This window comes from Brevibacterium sp. UCMA 11754, from assembly GCF_021532275.1.
Lineage (GTDB): Bacteria > Actinomycetota > Actinomycetes > Actinomycetales > Brevibacteriaceae > Brevibacterium.
In genome coordinates, this window is the sequence record NZ_JACBOT010000036.1 from 80,391 (window position 1) to 105,467 (window position 25,077).

24 protein-coding genes, 2 tRNA genes and 1 other RNA gene are annotated in these 25,077 nt (G+C 62.4%); 12 read left to right on the plus strand and 15 right to left on the minus strand.

What is annotated here, in order from left to right; genetic code table 11:
- Positions 1-148: 148 nt before the first annotated feature.
- The gene (locus HX613_RS20540) at positions 149-1,618 is read left to right on the plus strand and encodes a mycothione reductase (RefSeq protein ID WP_235347020.1); all 1,470 of its coding nucleotides are present in this window, start codon (positions 149-151) and stop codon (positions 1,616-1,618) included.
- A 9-nt stretch (positions 1,619-1,627) separates the two neighbouring features.
- On the opposite strand, the gene HX613_RS20545 is transcribed toward HX613_RS20540, so the two are convergent.
- The 3 genes from HX613_RS20545 to HX613_RS20555 are packed head-to-tail and all read right to left on the minus strand — an operon-like array spanning position 1,628 to position 6,240.
- Positions 1,628-4,669, minus strand: a complete 3,042-nt coding sequence (locus HX613_RS20545) for a bifunctional [glutamine synthetase] adenylyltransferase/[glutamine synthetase]-adenylyl-L-tyrosine phosphorylase (protein ID WP_235347021.1) — start codon at positions 4,667-4,669, stop codon at positions 1,628-1,630.
- 5 nt (positions 4,670-4,674) lie between these two features.
- Entirely contained in the window at positions 4,675-6,033 is a 1,359-nt protein-coding gene (gene glnA / locus HX613_RS20550) for a type I glutamate--ammonia ligase (protein ID WP_235347022.1), read from the minus strand.
- 3 nt (positions 6,034-6,036) lie between these two features.
- Positions 6,037-6,240 (minus strand): hypothetical protein, encoded by a 204-nt coding sequence (locus tag HX613_RS20555; RefSeq protein WP_235347023.1) that lies wholly within the window; start codon positions 6,238-6,240, stop codon positions 6,037-6,039.
- A gap of 341 nt (positions 6,241-6,581) precedes the next feature.
- Between HX613_RS20555 and ald the strand changes: the two genes are divergently transcribed.
- Positions 6,582-7,700: an alanine dehydrogenase gene (ald, locus tag HX613_RS20560; RefSeq protein ID WP_235347024.1), complete on the plus strand. Its 1,119-nt coding sequence runs from the start codon at positions 6,582-6,584 to the stop codon at positions 7,698-7,700.
- Positions 7,701-7,866: 166 nt separating this feature from the next.
- Here ald and HX613_RS20565 read toward each other — a convergent pair whose 3' ends face one another.
- Positions 7,867-8,592 carry a FadR/GntR family transcriptional regulator gene (locus tag HX613_RS20565; protein ID WP_235347025.1) on the minus strand — a complete coding sequence of 242 codons (726 nt, stop codon included), beginning with the start codon at positions 8,590-8,592 and terminating at the stop codon, positions 7,867-7,869.
- Positions 8,593-8,756: 164 nt separating this feature from the next.
- Here HX613_RS20565 and map point away from each other — a divergent pair, with 164 nt between their 5' ends.
- Positions 8,757-9,665 (plus strand): type I methionyl aminopeptidase, encoded by a 909-nt coding sequence (gene map / locus HX613_RS20570; protein ID WP_235347026.1) that lies wholly within the window; start codon positions 8,757-8,759, stop codon positions 9,663-9,665.
- A 1-nt stretch (position 9,666) separates the two neighbouring features.
- Complete coding sequence (ppgK, locus tag HX613_RS20575; RefSeq protein WP_235347027.1) at positions 9,667-10,500, plus strand: polyphosphate--glucose phosphotransferase; 834 nt, start codon at positions 9,667-9,669, stop codon at positions 10,498-10,500.
- A 27-nt stretch (positions 10,501-10,527) separates the two neighbouring features.
- On the opposite strand, the gene rnpB is transcribed toward ppgK, so the two are convergent.
- Positions 10,528-10,895: RNase P RNA component class A (gene rnpB, locus HX613_RS20580), an RNA gene on the minus strand.
- A gap of 120 nt (positions 10,896-11,015) precedes the next feature.
- On the opposite strand from rnpB, the gene HX613_RS20585 reads away from it, so the two are divergent.
- Positions 11,016-11,792, plus strand: a complete 777-nt coding sequence (locus HX613_RS20585) for a YaaA family protein (RefSeq protein ID WP_235347028.1) — start codon at positions 11,016-11,018, stop codon at positions 11,790-11,792.
- Positions 11,793-11,836: 44 nt separating this feature from the next.
- On the opposite strand, the gene HX613_RS20590 is transcribed toward HX613_RS20585, so the two are convergent.
- Entirely contained in the window at positions 11,837-12,565 is a 729-nt protein-coding gene (locus tag HX613_RS20590) for a zinc ribbon domain-containing protein (protein ID WP_235347029.1), read from the minus strand.
- Positions 12,566-12,610: 45 nt separating this feature from the next.
- Entirely contained in the window at positions 12,611-13,444 is an 834-nt protein-coding gene (locus tag HX613_RS20595; RefSeq protein WP_235347030.1) for a Nif3-like dinuclear metal center hexameric protein, read from the minus strand.
- A gap of 154 nt (positions 13,445-13,598) precedes the next feature.
- Between HX613_RS20595 and HX613_RS20600 the strand changes: the two genes are divergently transcribed.
- On the plus strand, positions 13,599-15,140 hold the full coding sequence (locus HX613_RS20600) for a fatty acyl-CoA synthetase (protein ID WP_235347031.1): 1,542 nt from the start codon (positions 13,599-13,601) through the stop codon (positions 15,138-15,140).
- A gap of 44 nt (positions 15,141-15,184) precedes the next feature.
- Here HX613_RS20600 and bioB read toward each other — a convergent pair whose 3' ends face one another.
- Complete coding sequence (gene bioB, locus HX613_RS20605) at positions 15,185-16,240, minus strand: biotin synthase BioB (RefSeq protein ID WP_235347032.1); 1,056 nt, start codon at positions 16,238-16,240, stop codon at positions 15,185-15,187.
- Positions 16,241-16,570: 330 nt separating this feature from the next.
- On the opposite strand from bioB, the gene HX613_RS20610 reads away from it, so the two are divergent.
- Complete coding sequence (locus HX613_RS20610; RefSeq protein WP_442862631.1) at positions 16,571-17,878, plus strand: uracil-xanthine permease family protein; 1,308 nt, start codon at positions 16,571-16,573, stop codon at positions 17,876-17,878.
- Between the two features lie 70 nt (positions 17,879-17,948).
- A complete protein-coding gene (locus HX613_RS20615; protein ID WP_235347034.1) occupies positions 17,949-18,689 on the plus strand; it encodes a L,D-transpeptidase family protein in 741 nt (246 codons plus the stop codon).
- Positions 18,690-18,804: 115 nt separating this feature from the next.
- On the opposite strand, the gene HX613_RS20620 is transcribed toward HX613_RS20615, so the two are convergent.
- The 3 genes from HX613_RS20620 to HX613_RS20630 all read right to left on the minus strand — a co-directional run bounded on the left by HX613_RS20620 (position 18,805) and on the right by HX613_RS20630 (position 20,160).
- Complete coding sequence (locus HX613_RS20620; RefSeq protein WP_235347035.1) at positions 18,805-19,347, minus strand: YceI family protein; 543 nt, start codon at positions 19,345-19,347, stop codon at positions 18,805-18,807.
- A 152-nt stretch (positions 19,348-19,499) separates the two neighbouring features.
- Positions 19,500-19,573 (minus strand) — tRNA-Val (locus HX613_RS20625).
- 95 nt (positions 19,574-19,668) lie between these two features.
- Positions 19,669-20,160, minus strand: a complete 492-nt coding sequence (locus tag HX613_RS20630) for a TetR family transcriptional regulator (RefSeq protein WP_235347036.1) — start codon at positions 20,158-20,160, stop codon at positions 19,669-19,671.
- Between the two features lie 82 nt (positions 20,161-20,242).
- Between HX613_RS20630 and HX613_RS20635 the strand changes: the two genes are divergently transcribed.
- Positions 20,243-20,319 (plus strand) — tRNA-Pro (locus tag HX613_RS20635).
- A gap of 124 nt (positions 20,320-20,443) precedes the next feature.
- Here HX613_RS20635 and HX613_RS20640 read toward each other — a convergent pair.
- Entirely contained in the window at positions 20,444-20,788 is a 345-nt protein-coding gene (locus HX613_RS20640; protein WP_235347037.1) for a LuxR family transcriptional regulator, read from the minus strand.
- A gap of 98 nt (positions 20,789-20,886) precedes the next feature.
- On the opposite strand from HX613_RS20640, the gene HX613_RS20645 reads away from it, so the two are divergent.
- Entirely contained in the window at positions 20,887-21,486 is a 600-nt protein-coding gene (locus HX613_RS20645) for a DUF2249 domain-containing protein (RefSeq protein ID WP_235347038.1), read from the plus strand.
- Positions 21,487-21,554: 68 nt separating this feature from the next.
- On the opposite strand, the gene HX613_RS20650 is transcribed toward HX613_RS20645, so the two are convergent.
- Positions 21,555-21,983, minus strand: coding sequence for a DUF1801 domain-containing protein (locus HX613_RS20650; protein WP_235347039.1), 429 nt, complete (start codon positions 21,981-21,983; stop codon positions 21,555-21,557).
- Between the two features lie 46 nt (positions 21,984-22,029).
- Positions 22,030-22,506: an Lrp/AsnC family transcriptional regulator gene (locus HX613_RS20655; protein ID WP_235347040.1), complete on the minus strand. Its 477-nt coding sequence runs from the start codon at positions 22,504-22,506 to the stop codon at positions 22,030-22,032.
- Between the two features lie 109 nt (positions 22,507-22,615).
- Here HX613_RS20655 and HX613_RS20660 point away from each other — a divergent pair, with 109 nt between their 5' ends.
- Positions 22,616-23,797, plus strand: coding sequence for a trans-sulfuration enzyme family protein (locus HX613_RS20660; RefSeq protein ID WP_235347041.1), 1,182 nt, complete (start codon positions 22,616-22,618; stop codon positions 23,795-23,797).
- A gap of 92 nt (positions 23,798-23,889) precedes the next feature.
- Positions 23,890-24,654, plus strand: coding sequence for a MerR family transcriptional regulator (locus HX613_RS20665; RefSeq protein ID WP_235347042.1), 765 nt, complete (start codon positions 23,890-23,892; stop codon positions 24,652-24,654).
- Positions 24,655-24,660: 6 nt separating this feature from the next.
- On the opposite strand, the gene HX613_RS20670 is transcribed toward HX613_RS20665, so the two are convergent.
- Complete coding sequence (locus tag HX613_RS20670; protein WP_235347043.1) at positions 24,661-25,065, minus strand: HIT family protein; 405 nt, start codon at positions 25,063-25,065, stop codon at positions 24,661-24,663.
- Positions 25,066-25,077 lie beyond the last annotated feature (12 nt).

Genomic DNA, 25,077 nt, shown 5'->3' on the forward strand with positions numbered 1-25,077 from the left:
CTAGGGCTCGCGGACTGCCGCAAGGCATGTGTGACCGCAGCTGCAGGGAATACAGTGGGGGCGTCACGGGTTGTCACCCGTGGCGCCCTTCAGTGCTTCTGAGCAGGGCGGCCTTCTATGGTGACCACAACTGATACAGGGATGGACAATGACGCATTTCGATCTCCTTCTGATCGGCACAGGCTCGGGGAACATGTTCCTCGACGACCGATTCTCCGGGCTCAACGTGGCGATTGCTGAGGAGTGGCACTTCGGCGGAACCTGCCTCAACGTCGGGTGCATTCCCACGAAGATGTTCGTCTATCCCGCCACGATCGCCGAACAGGCTGCCGATGCGAAGGCCTACAACCTCTCTACGGAGTTCAACAGCGTCGATTGGACGGCGCTGCAGAGGCGCATCTTCGACCGTGTCGACGCCATCGAGGCCGGAGGCCGGGACTACCGCAGCGGCGATCGCCAACCCAATGTCACTGTCGTGGCAGAACACGTTCACTTCACAGGGGCCAAGACGGTGCGAACCGCCTCGGGTCAGGACATCACTGCCGATCGGATCGTCATCGCGGCCGGCGCCTCCCCTGTCATCCCCGCCGCCGAAGGCCTGGATCCGCAGCGTGTGGACACCGACGGCTATCCCGTGTTCACGTCGAACTCGATCATGCGCGTCCCTGAGAAGCCCGAACGTCTGGTCATCATCGGCTCCGGCATCGTCGCAATGGAATTCGCCCACGTCTTCGCCGGGTTCGGCACCGAGGTGACCGTGATCGCACGTGGCCCCCGCCTGCTCGGCAACATCGACGAGGAGGTCTCGCAGGAGTTCACGGATCTCTTCGAACGCACCCATGCGGTCCACCGCGGAGCCGAGGTGGCCTCATACAGTTTCGACGACGACCAGGTGTCGGTGACGCTGAAGGCAAGCGGCCGCCTCGGCGATGTCGATCTTCCCTCACAGATAGACGCGGATGCGGTTCTCATCGCCACCGGACGGACACCGAACACCACGGGTCTGAACATGGTCGACGCCGGCTTCGACGTTCTCGATGATGCGCGTCTCAGCATCGATTCGCGCCAGCGTGTCCTCGCCCACGGACAGCCGGTCCCCGGCGTGTTCGCCCTCGGTGACATCAGTTCCCCGCACCAGCTCAAACACGTGGCCAATCACGAGGCGGATGTCGTCGGTGACAATCTCGCCGCCGACGTGGCGGCCGGGGAGCCGGGCAGCGCCGCCGAGGCGGATCTGCGGGAGGTCAACCATCACGCGGTTCCCGGCGCCGTGTTCACCTCACCCCAGGTCGCCTACGTCGGCATCACAGAGGAGGAGGCTCGGCGGGCCGGTCACGATGTGAGTGTGAAGGTGCAGAAGTACTCCGACGTGGCGTATGGGTGGGCGATGGCCGATGACCCCGGCATCGTGAAGCTCATCGCGGACAAGTCGACGCATCAGATCCTGGGCGCCCATATCGTCGGTCACGAAGCATCGATGATCGTCCAGCCACTGATCCAGGCGATGGCGTTCGGACAGCGCGCTGACGAGGTGGCAAAGCGGCAGTACTGGATTCATCCGGCTCTGCACGAGGTCGTTGAGAACGCACTCTTGGGCCTTGAGCTCGATGGGGACTGACCGCGTTTCTCAGAAACCGTAGAAGTGCTCTTCCATGATGTTCCTGGCATGGCGGGTGGTGCGCAGGTAGTCGTCTTCGAGTTCGTGACCGCCGCCCGCCGGATATCCGAGCAGTCGGGCCGTGGCCTCTAGCTCGAAGTGCTCCTCCGGCAGCGATTGGGCTGTGCGTCCCCGATACAGCATGACGGCTGATCGAACATCGGTTGCCAACTGCCATGCGGCCGCGAGCTCTTCGGCATCATCCGTGGGGATGAGTCCTTCTTCGGCTGCGACGCTCAGCGCTGCCAGTGTCGAGGTTGTCCGCAGGCCGGGAATCTGGTGGGCGTGCTGCAGCTGCAGGAGCTGGACCGTCCACTCGACGTCGGAGAGACTCCCCCGACCCAGCTTGAGGTGTCGGCGTTTGTCCGCATTGCGAGGCAGGCGCTCATCCTCCATCCGCGCCTTGAGCGTGCGGACCTGGGTCAGTGCCTTCGTTGTCATCTCCACCGGATACCGCAGCGGATCGATGAGCTCGGTGAAGTCCTCAATGAGCCCGGAGTCACCGGCGACCGGACGCGCCCTCAGCAGCGCCTGTGCCTCCCAGGGCTGAGACCATTTCGCATAGTAGGCCCGGTATGAGGAGAGGGCTCGGACCAGCGGCCCGTTCTTACCCTCGGGTCGCAGATCCGCATCGAGATCGATGCCCTGGGCGGCGTCGCTGGCCTTGAGCCGGCTGCCGAGACCGAGTGCGAGCTTGTTGACGTGCTTGCTCAGCTTCGCCTTATCCTCGGCCCCGAGCTCCTCGCCGACAGAGCGGTAGACGAACGTCACGTCGGCGTCGGAGAAGTAGCCGATCTCGTTTCCGCCCCACCGGCCCATTGCGATGATCGCGAACTCGTACGGCGGCGTCTCGGGCTGGTCGAGGTCCATGCGAACGGCCTGCAGTGCGCCGCTGACTGCCAGATCCATCAGTGCCGAGAGGTCGCCGGGGACCTTCGCCCGGTCCCCGACATCGAGGACGTCACGCAGAGCAATGCGCAGGAGCTCACGGCTGTAAGTCTCACGGATCGGTGTGATCGCAGATGCCGCATGTCGTTTGAGGAGGCCCCCGACCTCGGCCTCGAGGGACTTCGGATCGCGGGGTGTGAGGTTGTCGAAATTGTCCAACCAGGCGACCGCGGCGGGTTGGCGCAGCAGCAGTTCACTGGCATAGCCGGACAGCGAGAGGACGTCGGCCACGGACTTCGCGGCCAGACCGGAATCACGGAGCATTTTGAGGAACCAGCCGGAGGATGACAGTGAATCCGTGAGTCGGCGAAAGGCCAGGAGCGCGGAATCGGGGCTGACTCCGTCGGAGAACCAGTCCAGCAGCGCCGGCAGCACCTGTTTGATGACGAGTGCCGTGCGTGACATGCCCGACGTCAGCGCCTTGACGTGAGACAAAGCGCCTTGCGGGTCGCGGTAGCCGAAGGCTTGGAGTCGGTCGGCAGCAGCCTGCATGCTGCTGCCCCGGTTATGGGCGTCGACGACGGCACCGTGCACTCCGACTGCCGCGTCGAGGATGGGGCGGTAGAAGATCTGATCGTGGAGACGGGTGACCTGCTTCGCATAGTCCTTGCGGGTCTCTTCGAGCCGGGATCCGCTTCGCGAACCGGAGGTGAAGACCGATCGGGCGAGGATACGCAGCTTCTCGTCGTCGTCGGGGATGAGTGCGTTGCGCAGCATCCGCGGAATCTGGACCCTGTGTTCGACCACGCGCATGAACCGGTAGGCGGCGGAGAAGACGAAGGCATCCTCTTTTCCGATGTACCCATGCTCGCCCAGCTCCTCCAGAGCCACGAGTGTGTTCGGTGTGCGGATCTCCTCGTCCGTGCGACCGTGGACCAGCTGGAGCAGCTGTGCGGAGAACTCCACATCGCGCAGTCCTCCACGTCCCAGCTTGATCTGCCTGGGCGCCTCGGCTGCGGGGATGAGGTCGACCACGCGACGGCGCATCGAGCGGATGCCGTCGATGAACCCCTGACGACTGGCGGCCTCCCACACAAGCGGCAGGAGAGTCTCGACGAACTCTTCGCCCACCCCGACGTCACCGGCCACTGGCCGAGCTTTGAGGAGAGCCTGGAACTCCCAGTTCTTCGCGATGTCCGCGTAGTAGCGGGTGAATTCCGACATCGTGCGCACCAGTGCCCCGGCCTTGCCCTCGGGACGCAGCGCCGTGTCGACCTCCCACAGTGCTGGCTCCGCGCCGGCATCGGAGAGGATGCCGCGCATTCTTTGGGCAACCTCCGTGGCCAGATCGCGCTGCTCATCACTCGTCGACGAATCGAGGACGAAGACCACATCGACGTCGGAGACGTAGTTGAGCTCGCGCGCCCCGGTCTTGCCAAGAGCGATAACAGCGATGCGAACCGTTCCCTCAGGATCGAGCTCTGCCCTGGCGATGGCCAGAGCCGCATCCATGGCAGCAGCTGCCAGGTCCGAGAGCACGGCCATCACATGATCGACGATCTCCTCGGGCGCCTCGGCGACGAGATCATCGGCGACCAGCCGCAGCTGTGCATCGCGATAGGTGCGACGAAGATCTTTGATCGCCTCCTCGCCGAGGTGGTCCGCCGTGGGTGCCGGAACATCGGGATCGGCTCCCACGCTTGCCAGCAGATCGTTGCGCAGCGATGCTGCCGAGGCCGCCGGAGTGGAGATCATCAGGAACGGCGACCGCTCCACCAGCTGCGGCAGAGACTCCGGATGCCGCACGAGGTGGTCGACCATCGCCTCGGACGTGCCCATGACCGCGAGCACCCGTCGCAGCAGAGCGCGGTCGATCTCATCCTCGGCGAGATCTGCCTCGGTCCCCGAACGGATGGCATCGAGGAACTGCGGCGCGGACTCGCCCGCGGACTCCAGGACCCGCAGCAGACCCAGGGCGGCCGCGTGCGGATCCGGTGTCGCCTCGAGGAGATCGATGAAGCGTGAGTCGGTGGCCAGGGGCTGGCCGAGGAGTTCATTGATCTCGTCGAGGAAGCGAGCGGCAGACTCGGTGACGACCGAGGTGCGCGAAGTGATCCGGGCCATGAGGACTACATCGAGGTGAAGTGTTTGCTGAGCTCGTACGGAGTGACCTGAGCCCGGTAGTCGTTCCATTCCTGCCGTTTGTTGCGCAGGAAGAAGTCGAAGACCTCTTCGCCCAGCGTCTCCGCGACCAGATCGGACTGCTCCATGATCTCAAGGGCGTGGGACAGACTGGAAGGCAGTGCTTGGATTCCCATCGCACGGCGTTCGGTGTCCGAGAGCTGCCACACGTTGTCCTCGGCCTCCTCAGGCAGCTCGTAGTCTTCCTCGATGCCCTTCAGCCCGGCCGCGAGCATGAGGGCATAGGACAGGTACGGGTTGGCAGAGGAGTCAAGAGCCCGGTATTCGATACGCGCGGAGGAGGACTTTCCCGAGTTGTACTGCGGCACTCGGACCAGGGCCGAACGATTGCGGTGTCCCCAGGAGATGTATGACGGGGCTTCGTGACCTGTCCACAGACGCTTGTACGAGTTCACGTGCTGATTCGTCACCGCGGTGATCTCTGCTGCGTGGGTGAGGAGGCCGGCGATGAACTGCCTGCCGGTCTTCGACAGCTGATACATGGCTCCGGGCTCGAAGAAGGCGTTGTTCTCCCCCTCGAAGAGTGAGACATGTGTATGCATTCCGCTGCCTGGATGATCGTTGAGCGGCTTGGGCATGAAGGATGCGTAGACGCCCTGAGAGATCGCAACTTCCTTGATCACCGATCGGAAGGTCATGATGTTGTCGGCCATGGTCAGCGCATCGGCGTAGCGCAGGTCGATCTCGTTCTGCCCTGGGCCAGCTTCGTGGTGGGAGAACTCGACGGACAGTCCCATGGCTTCAAGCATGGTGACTGCGGAGCGTCGGAAGTCGTTGGCGGTACCGCCGTTGACATGGTCGAAGTAGCCGGCAGTGTCAACGGGGATGGGCCTGGCTCCCTCGAAGATGCCGGTGCTCGGATCGAGGTTGTCCGTCTTGAACAGGTAGAACTCGATCTCCGGGTGAACATAGAAGGAGAAACCCTTCTCCGCGGCCTTCGCCAGCGTCCGCTTGAGAACGTTGCGCGGATCAGCCTGGGCCGGCTCTCCCCCGGGCACGTGGATATCGCAGAACATCCGCCCGGTAGGTTCCTTCTCGCCACGCCACGGCAGTAGCGAGAACGTCGAGGGATCGGGTTTGAGGACCATATCTGCCTCATAGACTCGTGAGAGTCCCTCAACGGCGGACCCGTCGAAGCCGATTCCCTCGGAGAATGCCCCTTCGAGCTCTGCCGGAACCACTGCGACCGACTTCAGCCCGCCGAGGACGTCGGTGAACCACAGGCGGATGAAGCGGACTTCACGGTCTTCAACGGTGCGAAGAACGAATTCTTCCTGACGCGACATTCCTCAGCCGTTCCACTTCTTGTCGTCTTCTTCCCACTCTTCGTTGCGGGCTTTGGCCCGCTCGAGGGCGGCTCGAGCCACTTCCTCTGTCTCGTAGGGGCCCATGCGGTGGTCCGCATCGCTGACCAGGCCACGCTCAACCGAGTTGGTCTTCAGATTGAAGTAGTACTTCGAATCGGCATCGTCGATATCTTTGAACAGTCCCATATCGAACCCTTCATCGTGGGTGTGGTGAATCCCTGACAGATTTCAGCTTACCGGTTCTGCCTGTCGCCGCCAGGACCTCACCGCACGACTTCGCCCGCATACGCCTGTGACCTCCAAAAAATGGACCGCTTCTGTGTCTGAATGCGACAAAATATGGTTTTTTCGTTCCTGTGTGGTGGATATTCCACCGAATCCGCAGACAGTTACACGAATACTGGCGATAAAGGTTTGCCCTGCAGACCTTCAACGGAATACAGTGAGATGTATCCTCAGCCACAGTTCGATCTGGCTGGAACTGCCCATGGGGCAACATCATGGGGCAACATGAGAGAAGGAAAGCTATGCGCATTTCAGTGCCCACAGAGGTCAAGAACAACGAGTTCCGCGTCGCCATCACCGCCGCCGGTGTCCACGAGCTCGTTTCACACGGACATGAAGTCACGGTTCAGGCCGGTGCCGGACTGGGGTCATTCATCACCGACGATGAGTACACCGAGGCTGGTGCCGCCATCGCTGCGGACGCGGCGTCCACCTGGGCCGCCGGGGACATGGTCCTCAAGGTCAAAGAACCCATCGCCGAAGAATACGGTTTCCTGCGCAAGGACCTGATCCTCTTCACCTACCTGCACCTGGCCGCAGATGAAGCGCTGACTCAGGCACTGATGAGTGCAGGGACCACCGCGATCGCCTACGAGACGGTTGCGCCCGACGGCGGAGGCCTGCCGCTGCTGGCTCCGATGAGTGAGATCGCTGGGCGGCTGTCAACGCAGGTCGGCGCCCACAGCCTGCTCAAGGCTTCGGGCGGTCGCGGCATCCTGCTCTCAGGCGTCCCCGGTGTCGAACGGGCCAATGTCGTCGTCATCGGTGCAGGAGTCGCCGGCACCAACGCCGCTCGTATGGCCCTGGGCCTGGGTGCTGCCGTCGAGGTCATCGACATCAACATCCCCCGCCTGCGTCAGATCGATGAGACCTTCGCCGGTGCGATCGCTACGAAGGTCTCGAACAAATACGAGATCACGAAGTCCCTCGCCTCAGCCGACCTGGTCATCGGTTCGGTGCTCATCCCCGGCAAGAAGGCACCGAAGCTCGTCACCGACGAGATGGTTGCGGGTATGAAGCCGGGCTCGGTGCTCGTCGACATCGCCATCGACCAGGGCGGGTGCTTCGAGAACTCGAGGCCCACCACCCACGATGATCCCACCTTCGAGGTGCACAACTCGATCTACTACTGTGTGGCGAACATGCCCGGTGCGGTGCCCAACACGGCCACGGCCGCACTGACGAACGCGACTCTGCCGTTCGCGGTCAAGATCGCCAACCAGGGATGGCACGCAGCCCTGTCGAAGGACACCGGCCTGGCTCGTGGACTCAATATCCACAACGGGCACGTCACCAACGACAACGTTGCCGAGGCCTTCGGTCTCGAGGCCGTCTCCGTCGCACACGCTCTGGCGAACTGAACTCACGAGTTCGGGTGAACCTCGCCCGAAGCACATATGCGGAAGGCCGACACCATTGTCCTGGTGTCGGCCTTCCGCATTGTTCCGGGGCGGTCCTGATGGTTCCAGGGCAGTCCTGGACACGTGGGAGACGGGCGCCGGAAGCCGCGGCGGAGCCGGAATGGGCTCAGCTGGCCGGCGGCATCGTCGTCGACCGGAAGTGCTCCTCGCACAGCTGGCCGGCGGCAAGCGCATCTTGGTCGGCGATCGCCTCGACGATGGCTGCGTGATCGGCCACCGCATGATCGAAGAGCTTGTGGGAGAAGGGGTCGTGGCGGAAGCCCGCGTTGATCCTGGTGTCGATGTCGATGGCCATGCGCACGAGCTCTGGATTGTGCCCGGCTCGAGCGATGGCGAAGTGGAACTGCGCGTCAGTCGTTCTGGCCACACCTGCCTCGGCGCGTTCAGAATACCTCTGTGCCAACTCCCGGAGCTCCGTGAGCTCTTCCTCGGTTCGCCGCAGAGCCGCAGTCGCGGCCAGACTGTTCTGGAAGATCGCACGGGCATCGAGTAGATTTCTGCGTTCGGCATGGAACTCACCGATGCGATCGGCCATCGGGGCCAGAGCCGTCGGTTCCGCGCTGGACACGAAAGTTCCGCCGCCGCGCCCACGCCGTCGTTCGACGACTCCGAGACGCTCCAGCCGCAGCAGTGCCGCGCGCACACTCGAGCGCGAGACCTGAAGATCGGCGGCAAGGGCTCGTTCACCGGGCAGCAGTGTGCCCTCGGGAAGCGCGCCCACAGCGATGCCCGAGAGGATGTGGTCAGCGATCTGCTGCGGTGCGCTCGTCAGACTCACCACATCGCTGAGACCGGAGAACTCGGGACCGACCGAGGCAGTCTGCTCGTTCATCGTTCCCCCTTCCGTTTCATCTCGTCCATTGTGGCAACCTGTCGTCGCACACGCAGGCGACAATACCTGTCCCCACTCTAATTCCTCTCCGATGGCCCCCTCGCACCGACAGGCAGCGCAATTGTGGAATATCGGGGCTCAACCGCTCTAGAATCGAAGTCACCATGACTGATATGCCTCGCCTGCTCACGCCCGGAACCATCTCTCCTGAACTGGGTGTCCCCCAGAACATCACCCGACCCGAATACGTCGGCCGCGCCGATGCCGACGAAGGCAGGGGCAGCAACTTCTACTCCGCCGAGGAGATCGAGAAGGTCCGCGTCGCGGGCAGGATCGCGGCGAACGCTCTGGCCGCCGTCGGTGACATGATCGAGCCCGGAGTGACCACCGATGCCATCGACCGAGTCGCCCATGAGTACATGTGCGATCACGGTGCCTATCCTTCGACACTGGGCTATCGCGGATTCCCGAAGTCCGTGTGCACATCGCTCAACGAGGTGATCTGTCACGGCATCCCCGACTCAACGGTCATCGCCGGCGGGGACATCGTCAACGTCGACATCACCGCCTACATCGACGGCATGCACGGAGACACGAACTTCACCTTCTATGCCGGCGAGGTCGATGACGAGTCCCGTCTGCTCGTGGAACGGACGTGGGAGGCGACGATGCGCGGAATCAAAGCCGTCAAGCCGGGCCGCGAGATCAACGTCATCGGTCGAGTCATCGAGAAGTATGCCAAACGCTTCGACTACGGAGTCGTCCGTGACTACAGCGGACACGGGGTGGGGCGGGAGTTCCATACCGGCCTCATCGTTCCCCACTACGACGCCGCACCCGCCCACGCCGAGGTGATGGAACCGGGAATGATCTTCACCATCGAACCGATGCTCAACCTCGGAACCGTCGACTGGGACGTCTGGGACGATGCCTGGACAGTGGTCACCAAGGACCGGAAGCGCTCCGCCCAGTTCGAACACACGCTTGTCGTCACCGAGACCGGTGCCGACATCCTCACCCTCCCCGATGCCGATGCAGCCATCGCTGCAGGGCCCACGACCCGACAGGACTGAGATGACAGACGATCAGCAGGGACGCTTCGCGATTGGAATCGACGTGGGCGGAACGGGAATCAAATCCGCGCTCGTCGACACGGAGACCGGCAACCTCGCGTTCAAGCGGGTGCGGGTGCTCACCCCCAAGCCCAGCTCCCCTGTCGCAGTGGCCGAGGCGATCACACAGGTGGTCGAACTCCTCGTGTCCAAGGCGCTCGAGTTGGGAGTCGTCGATGACAGATCTGCACTCGACGCCCTGCCCATCGGCTGCGGGTTCCCCGGCGTCGTCCGTGATGATCATGTGGACTACGCAGCGAACCTCGACCAGTCATGGATCGGTTCGAACATCACCGCGATTCTCGCCGAACACACCAGCCGCCGCTTCTACATCATGAACGATGCGGATGCAGCAGGCCTGGCCGAAATGACCTTCGGTGCCGGACGGAAGCACCGCAAGAAGACCGTACTGCTCACGACGCTGGGCACCGGCATCGGCACAGCACTCTTCACCCAGGGTCGTCTGGTGCCCTATACGGAGCTGGGGCATATCGAGATGAATGGTCGTGACGCGGAGACCCAGGCCGCAGAATCGGTCAAGGTGCGCGAGGATCTCAGCTACGTGGAGTGGGCTCAGCGATTGCAGCAGTACTATTCGCAGGTCGAACTTCTGGTAGCACCCGATGTGATCCTCATCGGCGGAGGCATCTCGAAGTCACACGCACAGTTCCTGCACCTGATCAGCACCCGCGCCGAGATGAAGCCGGCGAAGCTGTTCAACAATGCCGGCATCGTCGGTGCCGCCATTCTGGCTGCCAACAACGGCAAGGCCAAGGTGAAGAAGGGCTCTGCTTAGATCTGACGAAACTGCCAGATGTGAGGTGAGGACAGGCCACCGATACGCCGGGTTCTGTCATCGAGTCGGTCGCCCTTCTCGACGGACGGTCATCTATCTGGGACCGATGTTGCCACCGGCCTCGAGCAATCCACCCGACGACTCGGCGAGCAGCCTCGAACGTCGCCTGTCTGATCTTGCTCCGGATGGGGTTTACCCAGCGGCGCCGGTCACCCGGCACCCTGGTGGTCTCTTACACCACCGTTTCACCCTTACCCAGTCGGAACTGGGCGGTCTGCTCTCTGTTGCACTGGCCCGCGGGTTACCCCGGGTGGGTGTTACCCACCATCCCTGCTCTGTGGAGCCCGGACGTTCCTCAGCCCTCGTGAAAGAGCCGCGACCGTCTGGTGACCTGTCCTCGAGTTCAAGAGTCTACCCTCATCGCCGGGAACCTTGGTCGCGGCCTCGAGCCAGCAGTGATGAATCTAACGTGGACAGCGATTCGAGGCCCAGGAGTTGGGACCTACGATGGTGAGGTGAAGATCCTATTGCCGCCCTCAGAAGGTAAGACTCCCGCGAGCTCGGGTTCCCCACTCGACCTCCCAGGGCTTTCGGCACCGGATCTCAACCCGCAGCGCAAGAAGGTCCTCAGTGCCCTGCAGAAGGTCTCCAAACGTAAGGACGCGCTGGATCAGTTGGGCGTGGGAGCCTCGCTCTCAGCCGACGTCGAACGCAACGTCAGTCTCGACGCCATCCCCTGCGCCCCGGCCCTGCAGACGTACTCCGGAGTCCTCTACGAAGCGATGGGTGCCCCGGACCTCGTCGCCGATGCCATGGCCGACGAGACCCTGGCCCAGCGGCTGCGCAACGTCCACGTGTTCTCGGCACTCTTCGGCCAGGTCAACGGTCTCGATCCGATCCCCGCCTATCGGCTGGCGATGAAAACGGACCTGGGCACCCTCGGAAAGCTGTCGTCGTGGTGGAAGCCGGTCCTGGCCAAATCATTCACGATCGACCCCGCCGAGGTGATCCTCGACTGCCGCTCCAGCGACTACCGAGCCGCATGGCCGGGCCCGCATGAGCAGGTCGTGACCCTGGGTGCAGTCAAGGTCAACGGCACCAAACGCAGCGTGGTCTCCCATTGGGCGAAGTACTATCGCGGCGAACTCGTCGGCCGACTGCTCGCAGACGACCGTGAGCTGCCGACAACTTCTGCTGATCTGGTCTCACGGGCAGAAGAGTCCTATGAGGTCGAGTTCACCCCACACGCCAAGAGCCGACCGGCGGCGCTGACGATCGTCCTGCGCGACTGAGGCCCGGTAGCCCCCAGAGGCCAGTCACAGTCCGTGGGCCCACCTCAGCCCTTGCGCAGCAGAACCGCCTCGCACTCCTCGCACTCATAGGTCTGATTCGGGTCCTCGAGCAGCATGCTCTTCCATGCCATGCCGCTGATCTCCTGGCCACAGGCCTGGCAGTTCGGCCCGTTGAGGATCGCGGCCCCGGGCCCGCCCGCAGCGACATTCTGGTCAAACTGTCGGACCAATGTCTCGGGCAGGTCGGCCTTCAGCTTCTGAGCCGAGGCACTGTTGGCCTCAAGCTCCGTGGCCAATTCCGCCTTGCGGTCCTTGATGGCCGTCTGCATGGTACGGCCGGAGGCGATCACCTCGGCGAGGGAGGACTCCACCTCTGAGAGGGCGGCCTCAGCGGATTCGAGTTCCTCCATGGAACCGAGTTCAGCCTCCTCGAGTTCAGCGACCCGTTCCTCATGGCCGGAGATCTCGCCCTGCAGATTCACGAGATCTCGGCTGGTCAGTCCGGTTCCGTCGTTGAGTTCGACCGTCTTCTTCTTGATCTGGCCATTCTGGGTCTCGATGGCCGCGGCATGCTCGGCAACCTCGGTCCGGAACTTCTCCACCACCTCGGCGGCCTCGGTCGTCTTGGTCTCAAGCTCTTTGTGCTGAGACACGAGGTCCTTCAGCGCCGACGCTTGGGTGGGATTGTCGTGCTCGTGCCGCAGCGCGCGTCCGTGGGAGGCGAGTTCGATGAGTGACTCGAGTTCTGTGCGTTGTTCGGCGGTGATCAGCATTCTGGGTTCCTTGTCATCGAGGCGGCAGGGGTCGTGTGCAGGGCGTCAATAGCGTTCGACCCAAGGATCGGTGTTGACCGCCGAATGCTGCAGGGCGACGCTGAATCCGCGCTCGGCGAATTCGGTCTCCAGCTGTTCGGCGGCCGCGGTGAGCCAGACGGTCTCCGAAGCCCAATGGGAGACATCGATGAGCTGTGGTCGACCTCCCTGTCTGTTGGCGGTGTCGCGGGCCTCGGTGGCGGGATGGTGGCGAAGGTCAGCGGTGATGTAGACCTCTGCGCCGCTGGCCCTGACCTCGTCGAACAGCGAGTCCCCCGCTCCACCGCAGACTGCGACTCGGGACACGGCTGCGGCCGGGTCGCCGGCGATGCGCACACCGGTCGTCGTCCGCGGCAGACGGTTCGAGAGAGTGCGGGCGATATCGCGGACGGACGTCGGCGTGGGGAGGTCTCCGACGCGGCCGATGCCGGTGGTCGATCCCTCTGCATGAGGGACGAGTGGCACTGCGTCCTCGATGCCGAGCAGGGAGATGAGCGCATCCGAGACTCCCCCACGCGCGGAGTCCGCATTCGTGTGGGCATTGAACAAGGCGATGTCATTGCTGATCAGAGTGTGAACGGCGCCGCCCTTCAAAGTTGCGGCGTTGACGGACTTCACGGGTTTGAGCATGAGCGGATGATGGTTGAACACGAGGTCCGAGCCCAGCACCACCGCCTCGGCGATGACCGCGTCCATGGGGTCGAGTGCGAGCAGGATCGAACGGACCTCGGCATCGGGATCGCCCACGGCCAGACCCACCGAATCCCAGCTCTCGGCCAGGGCCGTCGGCCACAGTGTTTCGAAGACGTCCACACATTCACTGACCTTCGGGTATCTCATGCCACCACAGTATTACATCCGAGCAGCAGCGGTCAGGCGATGGTCACCACGGTGCCTCGGCAGGTGCGACCTCGCAGCTCAGAATTGTCTGGGACACCTGGAAAATATGTGAGACGCGGTTCACCAGGCGATCCTTCGGCTATAGATTTGGGCCATGGCTACGAATGCATCGACCACACTGTCGCCCGATCTTCACTTCTCCTCGACCGTCGCCGATATCGCGCGTCGCAGCGCGGGCCGTTTCGGCGACGACATCGCCATCGAGTTCGGCGACCGCACCTGGACCTATTCCAGCTTGGACTCGGCGGTTACGGCCGTCGCGCGTGAACTCGTGGGCCTCGGAGCGCAGAAGGGAGATCGCGTCGCCGCCTACGGTAAGAACTCAGATCTATACCTCCTCCTCTACCTCGGATGTGCTCGCGCCGGTCTCATCCATGTGCCGGTGAACTATCAGCTCAAGAACGACGAGCTCAACTACATTCTGGACAACTCCGGAGCGAAGTTCGCCTTCGCCGATGCCGATCTCCTCGACGCAGTCAGCGCAACGCCGACCGGTGCCGCCGTGCAGGTCAGGGACTTCGCCACGCTCCTTGAAGCTGCCACCGCCACGGACACCGCTCCGCCCACTCCTGGCGAATTCGATGTCGCGGACACCGACGTCGCACAGCTGCTCTACACCTCGGGCACCACCTCGGCGCCCAAGGGAGCGATCATGACCCACCGTGCACTCGTGCACGAATACATGTCATCGCTGATGAGCCTCGATTTCGCACCCACGGACCGTGTCGTCCACGCTCTTCCGCTGTATCACTCGGCGCAGATGCACGTCTTTCTGATTCCTCTGCTGTCCATCGGTGCCCACAACATCGTCGTGCCCGCACCTGTTCCCGAGCAGTTGCTGGCGCTCTTCGAAGAACGCGAGATCAACTCCTTCTTCGCCGCCCCCACGGTATGGGTCGCCCTGGCCAACAGCCCGGACCTCGAGACCCGTAACCTGGAGAGCCTGCGCAAGGCCTACTACGGCGCCTCGATCATGCCCGGGCCGGTGCTTGCGAAACTGCGGCAGCGGCTGCCGAAGCTCGGCTTCTACAACTGCTTCGGCCAATCCGAGATGGGTCCCCTGTGCACTGTGCTGCGGCCCGAAGAGCACGATGACCATGCATCCTCGGCCGGTCGGCCCGTCTTCTTCGTCGAGACTCGCGTCGTCGACAGCAGCGGAAACGATGTCGGCGTCGGGGAGCAGGGTGAGATCCTCTACCGATCGCCCCAGCTGTGTGAGGGCTACTGGAATCGTCCCGAGGCCACCGCCGAGGCCTTCGACAACGGTTGGTTCCATTCCGGTGACCTCGTCACGGTGGATGAGTCCGGGTTCATTGAGGTCATCGACCGAGTCAAGGACGTCATCAACACCGGTGGCGTGCTTGTGGCCAGTCGACAGGTCGAGGACGCGATCTTCGAACTCCCCCAGGTCGCCGAGGTGGCAGTCGTCGGGGTCGCCGACGAGAAATGGATCGAAGCGGTCACGGCTTTCGTCGTCATCAAGTCCGACCAGCCTGAGATCACCGAGGCCGATGTGCTCTCCCATGTCAAACAACGTCTGGCCAGATTCAAGGTGCCGAAACGAGTCGACTTCGTGGCCGAACTGCCCAAGAACTCCGCCGGCAAGATCCTCAAACGTCAGCTGCGCGAGGCCTGAGCCTCAGACCAGGTTCCGGCCGGATATTGGTGCCAGGGTCGCGGTCACGCGTTGGCGTCCTGCGTTGTGCCCGCGCCCCGAGTCCTGATCGTGGGAGGGTGTGAGGCATCGGGGCCATCCTCCTGGCCGATGATGGTGAACCCGTTGTCTTCGATGAGAGCGATGTCGTCTTCGGCGGCCTGTCCCTCCGCTGTGAGGTAGTCGCCGAGGAAGATTGAGTTCGCCACGTGCAGTGCCTGGGCCTGCAGCGACCGCAGGTGGATCTCTCGCCCACCGGCGAGACGGATTTCCTTGTCGGGACACACGAATCGTGCTGTGACGACGATTCGCAGGCATTGGGCGGGAGTGAGATTCCATTGCCCCTCCATGGGCGTTCCGTCGAACGGGACGAGGAAGTTGATGGGGATCGAGTCGGAGTCGAGCTCGCGGAGTGCGAGCAGGGCTTCGACGACCTGTTCGTCGCTTTCGCCCAGGCCGACGATGAGCCCGCTGCACGGAGAGAGTCCGGCCGACTTCGCCTTGGTGACCGTGTTCGTCCTATCGGTGTAGGTGTGGGACTTCACAATGGTGTCGTGAAACGACTCAGCGGTGTTGATGTTGTGATTGTAGGCATCGACACCGGCTTCCAAAAGGGATTCTGCCTGACCGTCCTTGAGGATTCCCAGGCATGCGCAGACCTCGACGTCGTCATGAGCGTCTTTGAGTCGTGTGACGATGTCGTTGACGCGTTCGACATCTCGATTGCCTGGTCCTCGTCCACTGGCGACTAGGCAGACCCGAGAGGCGCCTCCGCGGATCCCGATATCTGCCTGCTTCACCGCCTCGTCGGTTTTCAACCACGAGTACTTCAGGATCGGTGCCGCCGATCCAAGCGCCTGCGAGCAATAGCTGCAGCTTTCGGGGCACAGGCCCGATTTGAGATTGACCAAGTAGTTGAGCTTGATGGTCATCCCGAAGTGCCTGCGTCTGAGTCTGGATCCTGCGGCAACGAGCTCGAGGAGGTCGGCGTCGGGCGTTGCCAGCATTGCCACCGCCTGTCCCTCGGTGATCACGCCACCATCGAGAATCGAGTCGGCAAGGCTGTCGAACCAGTTGGTCATCGGTGGAATCTCCTCTTTGGCGCAGATGAGCGTTCGGTGCAGACACACGCTCCTGAACAGTGTTCAATAGCGTATCAGGGCCTGGTGGGTCGGCTCATGCAGGGTGGGTGAAAGCGAATAGACTGCTCACGGCAGAGAATGCATGACGAGCAGACGCCGCCGCCTTCGGGCAGGCGGATGAGGAGACGAGTGGTGGCATCCCCTAACGAGGCGACACCGGCATCTAGCCCCTTCGATGGCAAGGCGGGTTGGAGGCAGCACGGGGATGGAAAGACGATCCGTCCTGGTGAGACCGTTCTGCCCGAAGAAAGGCTGAGCTGGCCGCGGACAGTGGGAATCGGAGCTCAGCACGTCGTCGCCATGTTCGGAGCGACATTCCTCGTGCCGCTGCTGACCGGCTTCCCTCCCTCGACGACATTGTTCTTCACGGCAATCGGAACACTCCTGTTCCTACTCATCACCAAAGGCATGATGCCCTCCTATCTGGGATCATCCTTCGGACTGCTGGCACCCATCGGTGCCGTCACCGGATTCGCGGCCACCTCGGGTGAGGACCTCGACTCCAATGCCATGGCACTGGCACAGGGCGGCATCATCTCCGTGGGCGTGACTCTCGCGCTGGTGGGTATCGTCGTTCACTTCGCCGGAGTGAGGTGGATCGAAGTCACCATGCCACCGGTCGTCACCGGTTCCATCGTCGCTCTCATCGGACTGAATCTGGCGCCCGCGGCCTGGGACTGGGTGAAGGAAGCTCCACTGACCGCGCTGATCACTATAGCCACCATCCTGGTCACCAGTGTGCTGTTTCGCGGAATGCTCGGCCGGCTGTCCATCCTCATCGGCGTCCTCGTCGGCTACTGTGGCGCATGGGTGCAGGGACAGATCGACTTCTCGACTGTTGGTCAGGCTGATTGGGTGGGGCTGCCTGCGTTCCATGCCCCCGCGTTCGACCTGGGCTATCTTGGGCTCTTCCTCCCCGTCGTCTTCGTCCTCATCGCCGAGAACATCGGACACGTGAAATCCGTGTCGGCCATGACCGGACGCGACCTCGATTCGATCACGGGCCGCACGCTGTTCGCTGATGGACTCTCCACGGTCCTCGCCGGGTCAGGCGGAGGGTCGGGCACGACGACCTATGCAGAGAACATCGGAGTCATGGCGGCGACTCGCATCTTCTCAACGGCCGCGTACCTGTGCGCAGGCGTCATCGCCCTGATCCTGAGCCTGTTGCCGAAGTTCGGAGAGATCATCGCAACCATCCCGCCTGGAGTCCTCGGCGGAGCGGCGACCGTCCTCTACGGGATGATCGGAATGCTGGGTGTGCGCATCTGGGTGGAGAACAAGGTCGACTTCTCCAACCCCATCAATCTCAACACTGCAGCAGTGGCTCTGATCGTCGCGATCGCCAATTTCACCTGGACTCCCGGTGACCTTCAGTTCGAGGGCATTGCACTGGGTTCCGCCTCGGCGATCATCATCTACCAGGTGATGCGCGGCATCGCGAAATGGCGCGGCACAGACCAGGACGACATCGTCAGCACCGGCCCCGACATCGACAGCACCGACAGGGACGGCACTGGTCCCGATATCGACACGGATCACGAACTCGAAGGGCGAACACCACCCGGATCACCGTGAGCGCAGTATTCTCGACGGAGACGTAGGCCCTTCCCCCAATGATGAGAATCCGACTAAGAGGAGAGAAATCATGAAACCTGCAACTGACCGATCACATCGAATACGTCGAGGACTGGTGTCCGGCTTTGCCTTCGCGCTCGTCGCTGGATCAATGTTCACCGGCACAGCTGCCCAGGCGGACGGGGGCCTCGGTGCGGGCCTGGTCGACGGCAATACCGGAGACAGACCATCGCACCTCGGAGAGGAATGTTCGGTCCCCTCAGCCGCAACGGCGGACAAAGTCATCACGGTCAAGAGCACCGGAGGCGCTGACGCCACGGTCACGGCCTGCGAGAGGTGGGACGGTGACTACTACTCGGCGCTGAACACCGACGGTCATGTCGGCTCCAACGGCATCGCTGCGCCGGGTGAGAAGCGCGAGGGTGACGGCATGACCCCGTCTGGACTCTTCGGCATCGGCTATGGCTTCGGAGTCGAAGCGGAACCCGAGCAATTCGGCGGATCGAAGTATGTCCAAGTCACGGAGGACGACGTCTGGGTCGACGGCGACGCAGTGGAGAACTACAACACGATGCAGAAGAAGTCCGAAGGCTACAGCGGTGAGTCGATGTACCAGACCCCGGCGTATAACTACGGACAGGTCATCGACTACAACGAGGCTGGAACTCCCGGAATGGGCTCCGCGATCTTCCTCCACGTCAACACCGGCAGCGGCAAGACCGCAGGCTGTGTATCGGCGTCTCAGGAGGATCTGCTGAAGATCCTCGACTGGGAGGATGACGGCCCGGTTGAGATGGCGATCAGCAGCTAGGCCTGCAGCAAGGACCGCGCTAACGCCGAAGCAGCCGTGGCACACGGCTAAGAGGCGGTCAGGGGACACTGCGGAGTGCCCTCTGACCGCCTCTCCCTGCGATCCGTGCTTCTGACTATTCCTTGATCAAGGAGAGCTCGAACTCGAGGGTGATCTTGTCACTGACGAGCAGGCCGCCGGAGTCCAAGGTCGTATTCCACGTCACGCCCCAGTCCTTACGATCGATGCGGCGCTTGCCCTCGAGACCAGCTCTCAGATCACCATTCTGGTCGCGGTCGACTCCCAGCAGCTCGAGGGGAACAGAGACAGGTCGGGTGATATCGCGAATCGTCAGGTCACCGTTGACGATGTAGCTTCCTTCTTCGACCTCATCGACACCGGTGGATTTGAATGTGATCGTCGGATAGTTTTCGACGTCGAAGAAGTCTGCGCTTCGCAGGTGAGCATCGCGATCAGGGGTGCGCGTGTCAACGCTGTCAACGTCAATCGTGATGGTCACTTCGGTTTTCGAGAGGTCCTCAGCGACGACGACTTTGCCTTCAACAGTGTTGAAAGCACCGCGGATGCGCGAGACCATCGCGTGACGACTCGAGAATCCGAGGCGAGTATGTGCGGGGTCGATGACCCAAGTTCCGGTCAGCTGTTCGTCTGATGACATGGTCGTGCTCCTTCGGCCGAGCTGAGATCGTGGGACCCCGGTGTCGAGAGTCCAAGTCAGTACCTGGAGAGTACTGGCGTGCATATGAGTTCAGCGTATATGTTCAGAGACCGGACTGTCATGTTGACGTGACAACAGCACTTGGGTGAATGTGGGCCCAGAGGGACTTGAACCCCCGACCCTCTCGGTGTAAGCGAGATGCTCTAGCCAACTGAGCTATAGGCCCCACGACAGTTCAAGGGCGATGCTCCTGAACGTGCTCGACCAGTATGCCATATGGCAGGCAGGCAGACGAATTTCCTGTTCAGTCGACTTAATCGTTCAGACGGCCTCGGTGCGAAGGAGGCGTGCCGCGATTGTCGCGAAGTTCTCACCGGCATCGTCATTCTCTATACCGAAGAGTCTGCGGTTCTGTTCGATCGCTACGGCACCCAGCGCATGTGCCATCACACCCTGGGAGACCGTCTTTCCCAATGCGTCGACGCTCAACGCGCCAGGAGTCACTGCGCCGGGGGAAATCGAGTAGCCGAGCAACATGATCTCAGCACCGTCACGGTACGTGAGCAGGATGTCTCGCAGCGCCATCGCAGCCACAAGCGGGTCAGAAGTCGACGGGCATCGCGCATCCACCTCAGCGTTCATCCGTGTGGCGATGAGGACGAAGAGCTCCTGTTTATCCTTGACGTGCCAGTACAAGGCGGAGGGCTGAACCTCGAGCTCACGTGCGAGCCTGCGCATCGACAGATCGCCCAATCCGTAACGTGAAAGGATGTCTAGGGCGGTTGTCGTGATGCTCCCGGCAGTCAGTGCCAATGAGACCTTCCTTCCATTCACAGCTGGTCGACCGGACCGATTTTTCAGAACGCGTCGCCATCGCTATAGTAGTTCCTGGTCGCGGGATATAGCGCAGCTTGGTAGCGCGCCTCGTTCGGGACGAGGAGGTCGTGGGTTCGAATCCCGCTATCCCGACCAATGTGATGTGTCGCGACATCGTTCACTTGATGTCGCGACACATTCTTTCTTGTGCTTACGGACCCCGCTGGTCATCCCGCCTGGTCAGAACCTGTGGAATCCTCATTGGAGCTGGCCCGGATGATCAGCTGACATCGGTTCGAATGGTCAGCAGGAAGGCTGAGTCCTCATGCGCCTGCACGGAATGTCGCTCCGGAGGAATCGCCATGAGGTCTCCGACGTTAAGGTCCCACGAGTCCTTCGCTGATGATAAAGTCACACTCCCCCGCAGCACCTGCAGCGTCGCCTCAGGCGGTGAATCATGCTCTGCCATCGTGGTCCCCGCGGTCAACGTCAGCAGGGCCTGCTTGAGAAAGCGCCCGCTGTAGACGCTGTGGGCCGCCCGCCCGCTGTTGGCGACACGTGCCTTATCCAAAAGTCCCTCGGCCAGCTCGCCGAGGTTCTGGGTCTGTGGATTGTCAGCCATCATCTGTCCTGTCCTGCTCGTTCGAATTCTGCTGCTTAGACCTCTCAGCCCTGATGCTAACTTGTAGTTGATCGATGTGAGACTGACTTTGGAGGTTGACCATGGCCGGTGGCCCAGTATCCGAAACCATTGACGTTCGGACGGTTCCCAAGCCTGCGCGGCATCCGCTCATCATGGCGGCCTATCAGAAACTCGATGTCGGTTCCGGTCTGATCCTCATCAACGACCACGAACCCAAGAATCTCAAGCTTGAGATGGAGGCGGAGTTCGCCGAGGCAATGGCCTGGGAACCACTGTCATCAGATGACCAGGAGTTCCGGGTTCGCATCAGCAAACGAGCAGCGACGCCTCTCCCCCGTGTCCTCGCAGATGTGGGAGAACTGGAAGGTGTTGCCGAGAACTCCGGTTCGGTCTGGCAGCTCCAGCCTCAGCAGCGTGATCTCGATGCGAACATCATCGCCCTGTCGCCCGGTGGTGAGATCAAGGAGCACATGGGGCCGGGGCTCGACGTCCTCATCCACATCCTCGACGGAGGTGGAACACTGGAGACCGAGCTGACCACGATCTCCCTCTCACCCGGCCAGATCGTGTGGCTGCCGCGGCGCTCTCGGCGGCGCTTCCTGGCAGATGAAACGCTGGGCCTGAAATACTTCTCAGTCCATCAGCGCAAACAGGGGCTGACGATCACCAGTCGACACTGATCCTCATGACGGATACGGAAGACCTCGAGGGTCATGCAGCACCACGACGGCCTCGCGTGACGCTGGGGTCAGTGCGCGGGCTCCGGATCGTCGGGCCGTTCGAAGGCGATGGCGATGAGTCTGCGCAGCACCGCCTCGTCGATGTCTTCCAACTTGCGAACATACACGCATCCGGCACCCTCGGTGTACGTACCGAGGCTGGTCAGCAGCGCCGCTCCGGCGGGTGTGTCTTTGAGCCCGTACAGCGACAGCTGAGCCTTACGTGGTGAGAATCCGGTCTTGGGCCAGTGACCACGGTTGCGCGGATTCGATGGCGACACGTACTGATACTGTCCGTACCCCACGATCGACGGACCCCACATTACCGGCTTCGTGCCGGTGACCTCGGAGAAGATCGCTGCCAGCGCGAACCCATCCTCGCGTCGCTTGTTCGGAACGGCAGCTGCGAGGAACTCGTTGACGTCAACGTCGGTGGGCTGTGTCTTCTGAGTGGTCATAGTTCGATTATGGCCTCTCGACGCCGATCAGGCACCGCATCGAGGTTCAGGCACCGTCGGGAATCCAGGCTGAACCATCCTGAACCTTGTAGATGAGGTTGGTTCGGGTGTGGGCGACCGCCGGGTAGCGGGTGAGGTAGTCCAGAACGAAGGACTGGACCGCCTCGGTGTCGGTGGCGACGATGTGGAGCAGATAGTCATCGGCTCCAGCCATGTGATACATCCGCACCACCCCGGGGAACTGCGGTGCCGCGGCGGTGAAGGCATCGATCTCAGCTCGGTCATGTTTGGCCAGACGAATGGAGATCAGAGCCTGCAGCGGGATGCCCACCGCTGCGGCATCGATGTCGACACTAAAGCCTCTGATCACGCCCAACGTCTTGAGGCGTTTGAGACGAAGCGAAACCGTCGACTCGGAGATGCCGACTGCCGCGGCCAAGGCGGTGCCCGATGTTCTGGCATCATCGCCGAGAGCCCTGAGCAGCTGTCGATCAACATCGTCGAGTTCCACTTTCTGCGACATGACTCACAGTCTGGCATACGAGAATCAAGAAACTTTGATCAGATTACAGAAAATCACGGATTCTTGACTGATGATTGCGGTTCATAGCAGGAATAGCTTGAATGCTGACATGACCTCACTGCACCCAGAAACGCTCATGGTCCATGGCGGCATGGAAGGCCTCACCGAGGCAGGAGTCCACGTTCCGGCCATCGACCTCTCGACTACCAACCCAGTCAACGATGTCGCCACCGGCGGTGACTCCTACGAATGGCTGGCTAGCGGGCATTCGCTCAAGGACGGCGACTCGGCTGTCTACCAACGCCTGTGGCAGCCCGGTGTCGCACGCTTCGAGACCGCTTTGGCCGAGCTCGAACACGCCGACGAAGCGGTCGCATTCGCCACGGGCATGGCCGCAATGACCGCGGCCCTTCTCGCAGCCGTCAGCGCAGGAACACCCCACATCGTCGCAGTGCGTCCGCTCTACGGCGGAAGCGACCACCTCCTCGAATCCGGTCTGCTGGGCACGAGGGTCACTTGGGCCGAAGAATCCGACATCGCCTCGGCGATCCAGGACGACACCGGACTCGTCATCGTGGAGACCCCGGCCAACCCCAGTCTCGACCTCGTGGATCTCGACGGTGTCGTCGCAGCCGCCGGCAACGTGCCTGTGCTGGTCGACAACACCTTCTGCACCCCCGTGCTCCAGCAGCCCATCTCCCACGGAGCGACCCTCGTTCTGCACAGCGCGACGAAGTATCTCGGCGGTCATGGTGATGCCATGGGCGGCATCATCGCCACCAACTCCGACTGGGCGATGCGCCTACGACAGGTTCGAGCCATCACGGGAGCCCTACTCCACCCCATGGGTGCCTACCTCCTCCATCGGGGCCTGCGCACTCTGGCCGTGCGCATGCGCACGGCACAGGCCACCGCCGGTGAACTCGCCGAGCGCCTGGCTGCGCACCCTGCCATCGCCGCTGTGCACTACCCGGGGCTGGACGGCCAGGATCCACGAGGACTGCTCGGGCGCCAGATGTCCGGGGGTGGAGCCATGATCGCAATGGAGCTGGCCGGCGGATTCGAGGCCGCACGCAGCTTCGTCGAACACTGCAGTCTCGTCGTCCACGCAGTATCCCTGGGCGGCGTCGACACGCTCATCCAGCATCCGGCGTCCCTGACACACAGGCCGGTTGCGGCCACCGCAAAACCCGGCGACGGTCTCATTCGGCTCTCCGTCGGACTCGAGCACGTCGATGACCTGGCAGACGATCTCATCGCTGCCCTCGACGCGAGCCGAGCCGCGGCCTGAGCCGGCCAGCCTTTCGCTGATGCCTGTCCAGAGAGGGCCGTGCCCATTACCTCGTTGACATTGACGCGACGTCAACTTCTAAGCTGATCAGCATGGACTGGTCCATACAGGAAACAGCGCGGATGACGGGGACGACGAGCCGAACGCTGCGTCACTATGACGCAATCGGCCTACTGCCACCGACGTACACTGCCGACAACGGATATCGCTACTACGACGAGACAGGACTGGTGCGCCTGCAGCGCATTCTCCTTCTCAGGGAGCTCGGGATGCCGTTGAATCGGATCGCTGAGGCGCTCGAGGGCACCTCCGACCCGATTGTTGCATTGGGCGAACACGTGCACAGCCTCGGACGCGAGCGTGCACGAATCGAGAGGCAGATCGCCGCCGTCACCGCGACCATCGCACGATTGGAAGCAGGTGAACCTCTCATGGCAGAGGAAATGTTCGACGGTTTCGACCATCGCAGACACAAAGAGGAAGTGACGCGGCGCTGGGGCCAAGCAGCCTATGAGTCGTCGGCGCTATGGTGGGAGTCAATGAGCGCCGATGACAGGCGGGCCTGGAAGGCGAAAGTCGACCGGCTCAGTCAGGACTGGGCCAACGCCGCCGAGGCTGGGGTCGGCCCCGAATCGGAGCGCTGCCAGGACCTGGCCCGTCGTCACGTTCAGTGGCTGCGAGCCGTACCGGGGACTCCGGCGAATGATCCCGACGGTGATCTGGACGGGTATGTCCGCGGCTTGGCAGACATGTACGTCAGCGATCCGCGTTTCGGTGCCAATTACGGTGGCACCGAGGGCGCCGAGCTGGTCCGGGACTCACTCAATCTCTACCTGGACGCAAACGCGGATTCCTAAATGCAGTCAGGACTGCTGCTCAAGGGCTCGCCGAATCTTCTCGGCGGGCCCTGCCAGCTGTTCAGGGGTCTGCATGGGCGCACGGTCAGAGATATCGAAATCGTCCATCGAGTTCGTCGGCAGGACGTGGATGTGCAGATGTGGGACCTCATAGCCGACGACGAGCAGGCCGATGCGCTCACAGTCGAGAGCCTCCTGCTGGGCACGTCCGATCTGTCGCGCCACCGCCATCAGGTGGTCGAGCAGGTCCTGGTCGGCGTCGATCCAGTGTGAGATCTCTTCCCTGGGCACGACCATCGTGTGGCCCTCGGTCATCGGCGACACATCGAGGAATGCAACGCACACCTCGTCCTGGTAGACGAAGGTGCCCGGAATTTCCCCGTTGATGATCTTGGTGAAGATGGTGGCCATATTTCATTCCTC

What these genes read in the sequence shown, in the direction of transcription:
- HX613_RS20645 (WP_235347038.1), top strand. Translation starts at nt 20,887, where the DNA reads ATGGCCGGTGGCCCAGTATCCGAAACCATTGACGTTCGGACGGTTCCC.
- HX613_RS20565 (WP_235347025.1), bottom strand. Translation starts at nt 8,592, where the DNA reads ATGAACGAGCAGACTGCCTCGGTCGGTCCCGAGTTCTCCGGTCTCAGC.
- HX613_RS20555 (WP_235347023.1), bottom strand. Translation starts at nt 6,240, where the DNA reads ATGGGACTGTTCAAAGATATCGACGATGCCGATTCGAAGTACTACTTC.
- HX613_RS20640 (WP_235347037.1), bottom strand. Translation starts at nt 20,788, where the DNA reads ATGATGGCTGACAATCCACAGACCCAGAACCTCGGCGAGCTGGCCGAG.
- ald (WP_235347024.1), top strand. Translation starts at nt 6,582, where the DNA reads ATGCGCATTTCAGTGCCCACAGAGGTCAAGAACAACGAGTTCCGCGTC.
- glnA (WP_235347022.1), bottom strand. Translation starts at nt 6,033, where the DNA reads ATGTCGCGTCAGGAAGAATTCGTTCTTCGCACCGTTGAAGACCGTGAA.
- HX613_RS20670 (WP_235347043.1), bottom strand. Translation starts at nt 25,065, where the DNA reads ATGGCCACCATCTTCACCAAGATCATCAACGGGGAAATTCCGGGCACC.
- HX613_RS20615 (WP_235347034.1), top strand. Translation starts at nt 17,949, where the DNA reads ATGAAACCTGCAACTGACCGATCACATCGAATACGTCGAGGACTGGTG.
- HX613_RS20545 (WP_235347021.1), bottom strand. Translation starts at nt 4,669, where the DNA reads ATGGCCCGGATCACTTCGCGCACCTCGGTCGTCACCGAGTCTGCCGCT.
- HX613_RS20600 (WP_235347031.1), top strand. Translation starts at nt 13,599, where the DNA reads ATGGCTACGAATGCATCGACCACACTGTCGCCCGATCTTCACTTCTCC.
- HX613_RS20620 (WP_235347035.1), bottom strand. Translation starts at nt 19,347, where the DNA reads ATGTCATCAGACGAACAGCTGACCGGAACTTGGGTCATCGACCCCGCA.
- HX613_RS20595 (WP_235347030.1), bottom strand. Translation starts at nt 13,444, where the DNA reads ATGAGATACCCGAAGGTCAGTGAATGTGTGGACGTCTTCGAAACACTG.
- HX613_RS20665 (WP_235347042.1), top strand. Translation starts at nt 23,890, where the DNA reads ATGGACTGGTCCATACAGGAAACAGCGCGGATGACGGGGACGACGAGC.
- HX613_RS20590 (WP_235347029.1), bottom strand. Translation starts at nt 12,565, where the DNA reads ATGCTGATCACCGCCGAACAACGCACAGAACTCGAGTCACTCATCGAA.
- bioB (WP_235347032.1), bottom strand. Translation starts at nt 16,240, where the DNA reads ATGACCAACTGGTTCGACAGCCTTGCCGACTCGATTCTCGATGGTGGC.
- ppgK (WP_235347027.1), top strand. Translation starts at nt 9,667, where the DNA reads ATGACAGACGATCAGCAGGGACGCTTCGCGATTGGAATCGACGTGGGC.
- HX613_RS20655 (WP_235347040.1), bottom strand. Translation starts at nt 22,506, where the DNA reads ATGTCGCAGAAAGTGGAACTCGACGATGTTGATCGACAGCTGCTCAGG.
- HX613_RS20650 (WP_235347039.1), bottom strand. Translation starts at nt 21,983, where the DNA reads ATGACCACTCAGAAGACACAGCCCACCGACGTTGACGTCAACGAGTTC.
- HX613_RS20540 (WP_235347020.1), top strand. Translation starts at nt 149, where the DNA reads ATGACGCATTTCGATCTCCTTCTGATCGGCACAGGCTCGGGGAACATG.
- map (WP_235347026.1), top strand. Translation starts at nt 8,757, where the DNA reads ATGACTGATATGCCTCGCCTGCTCACGCCCGGAACCATCTCTCCTGAA.
- HX613_RS20660 (WP_235347041.1), top strand. Translation starts at nt 22,616, where the DNA reads ATGACCTCACTGCACCCAGAAACGCTCATGGTCCATGGCGGCATGGAA.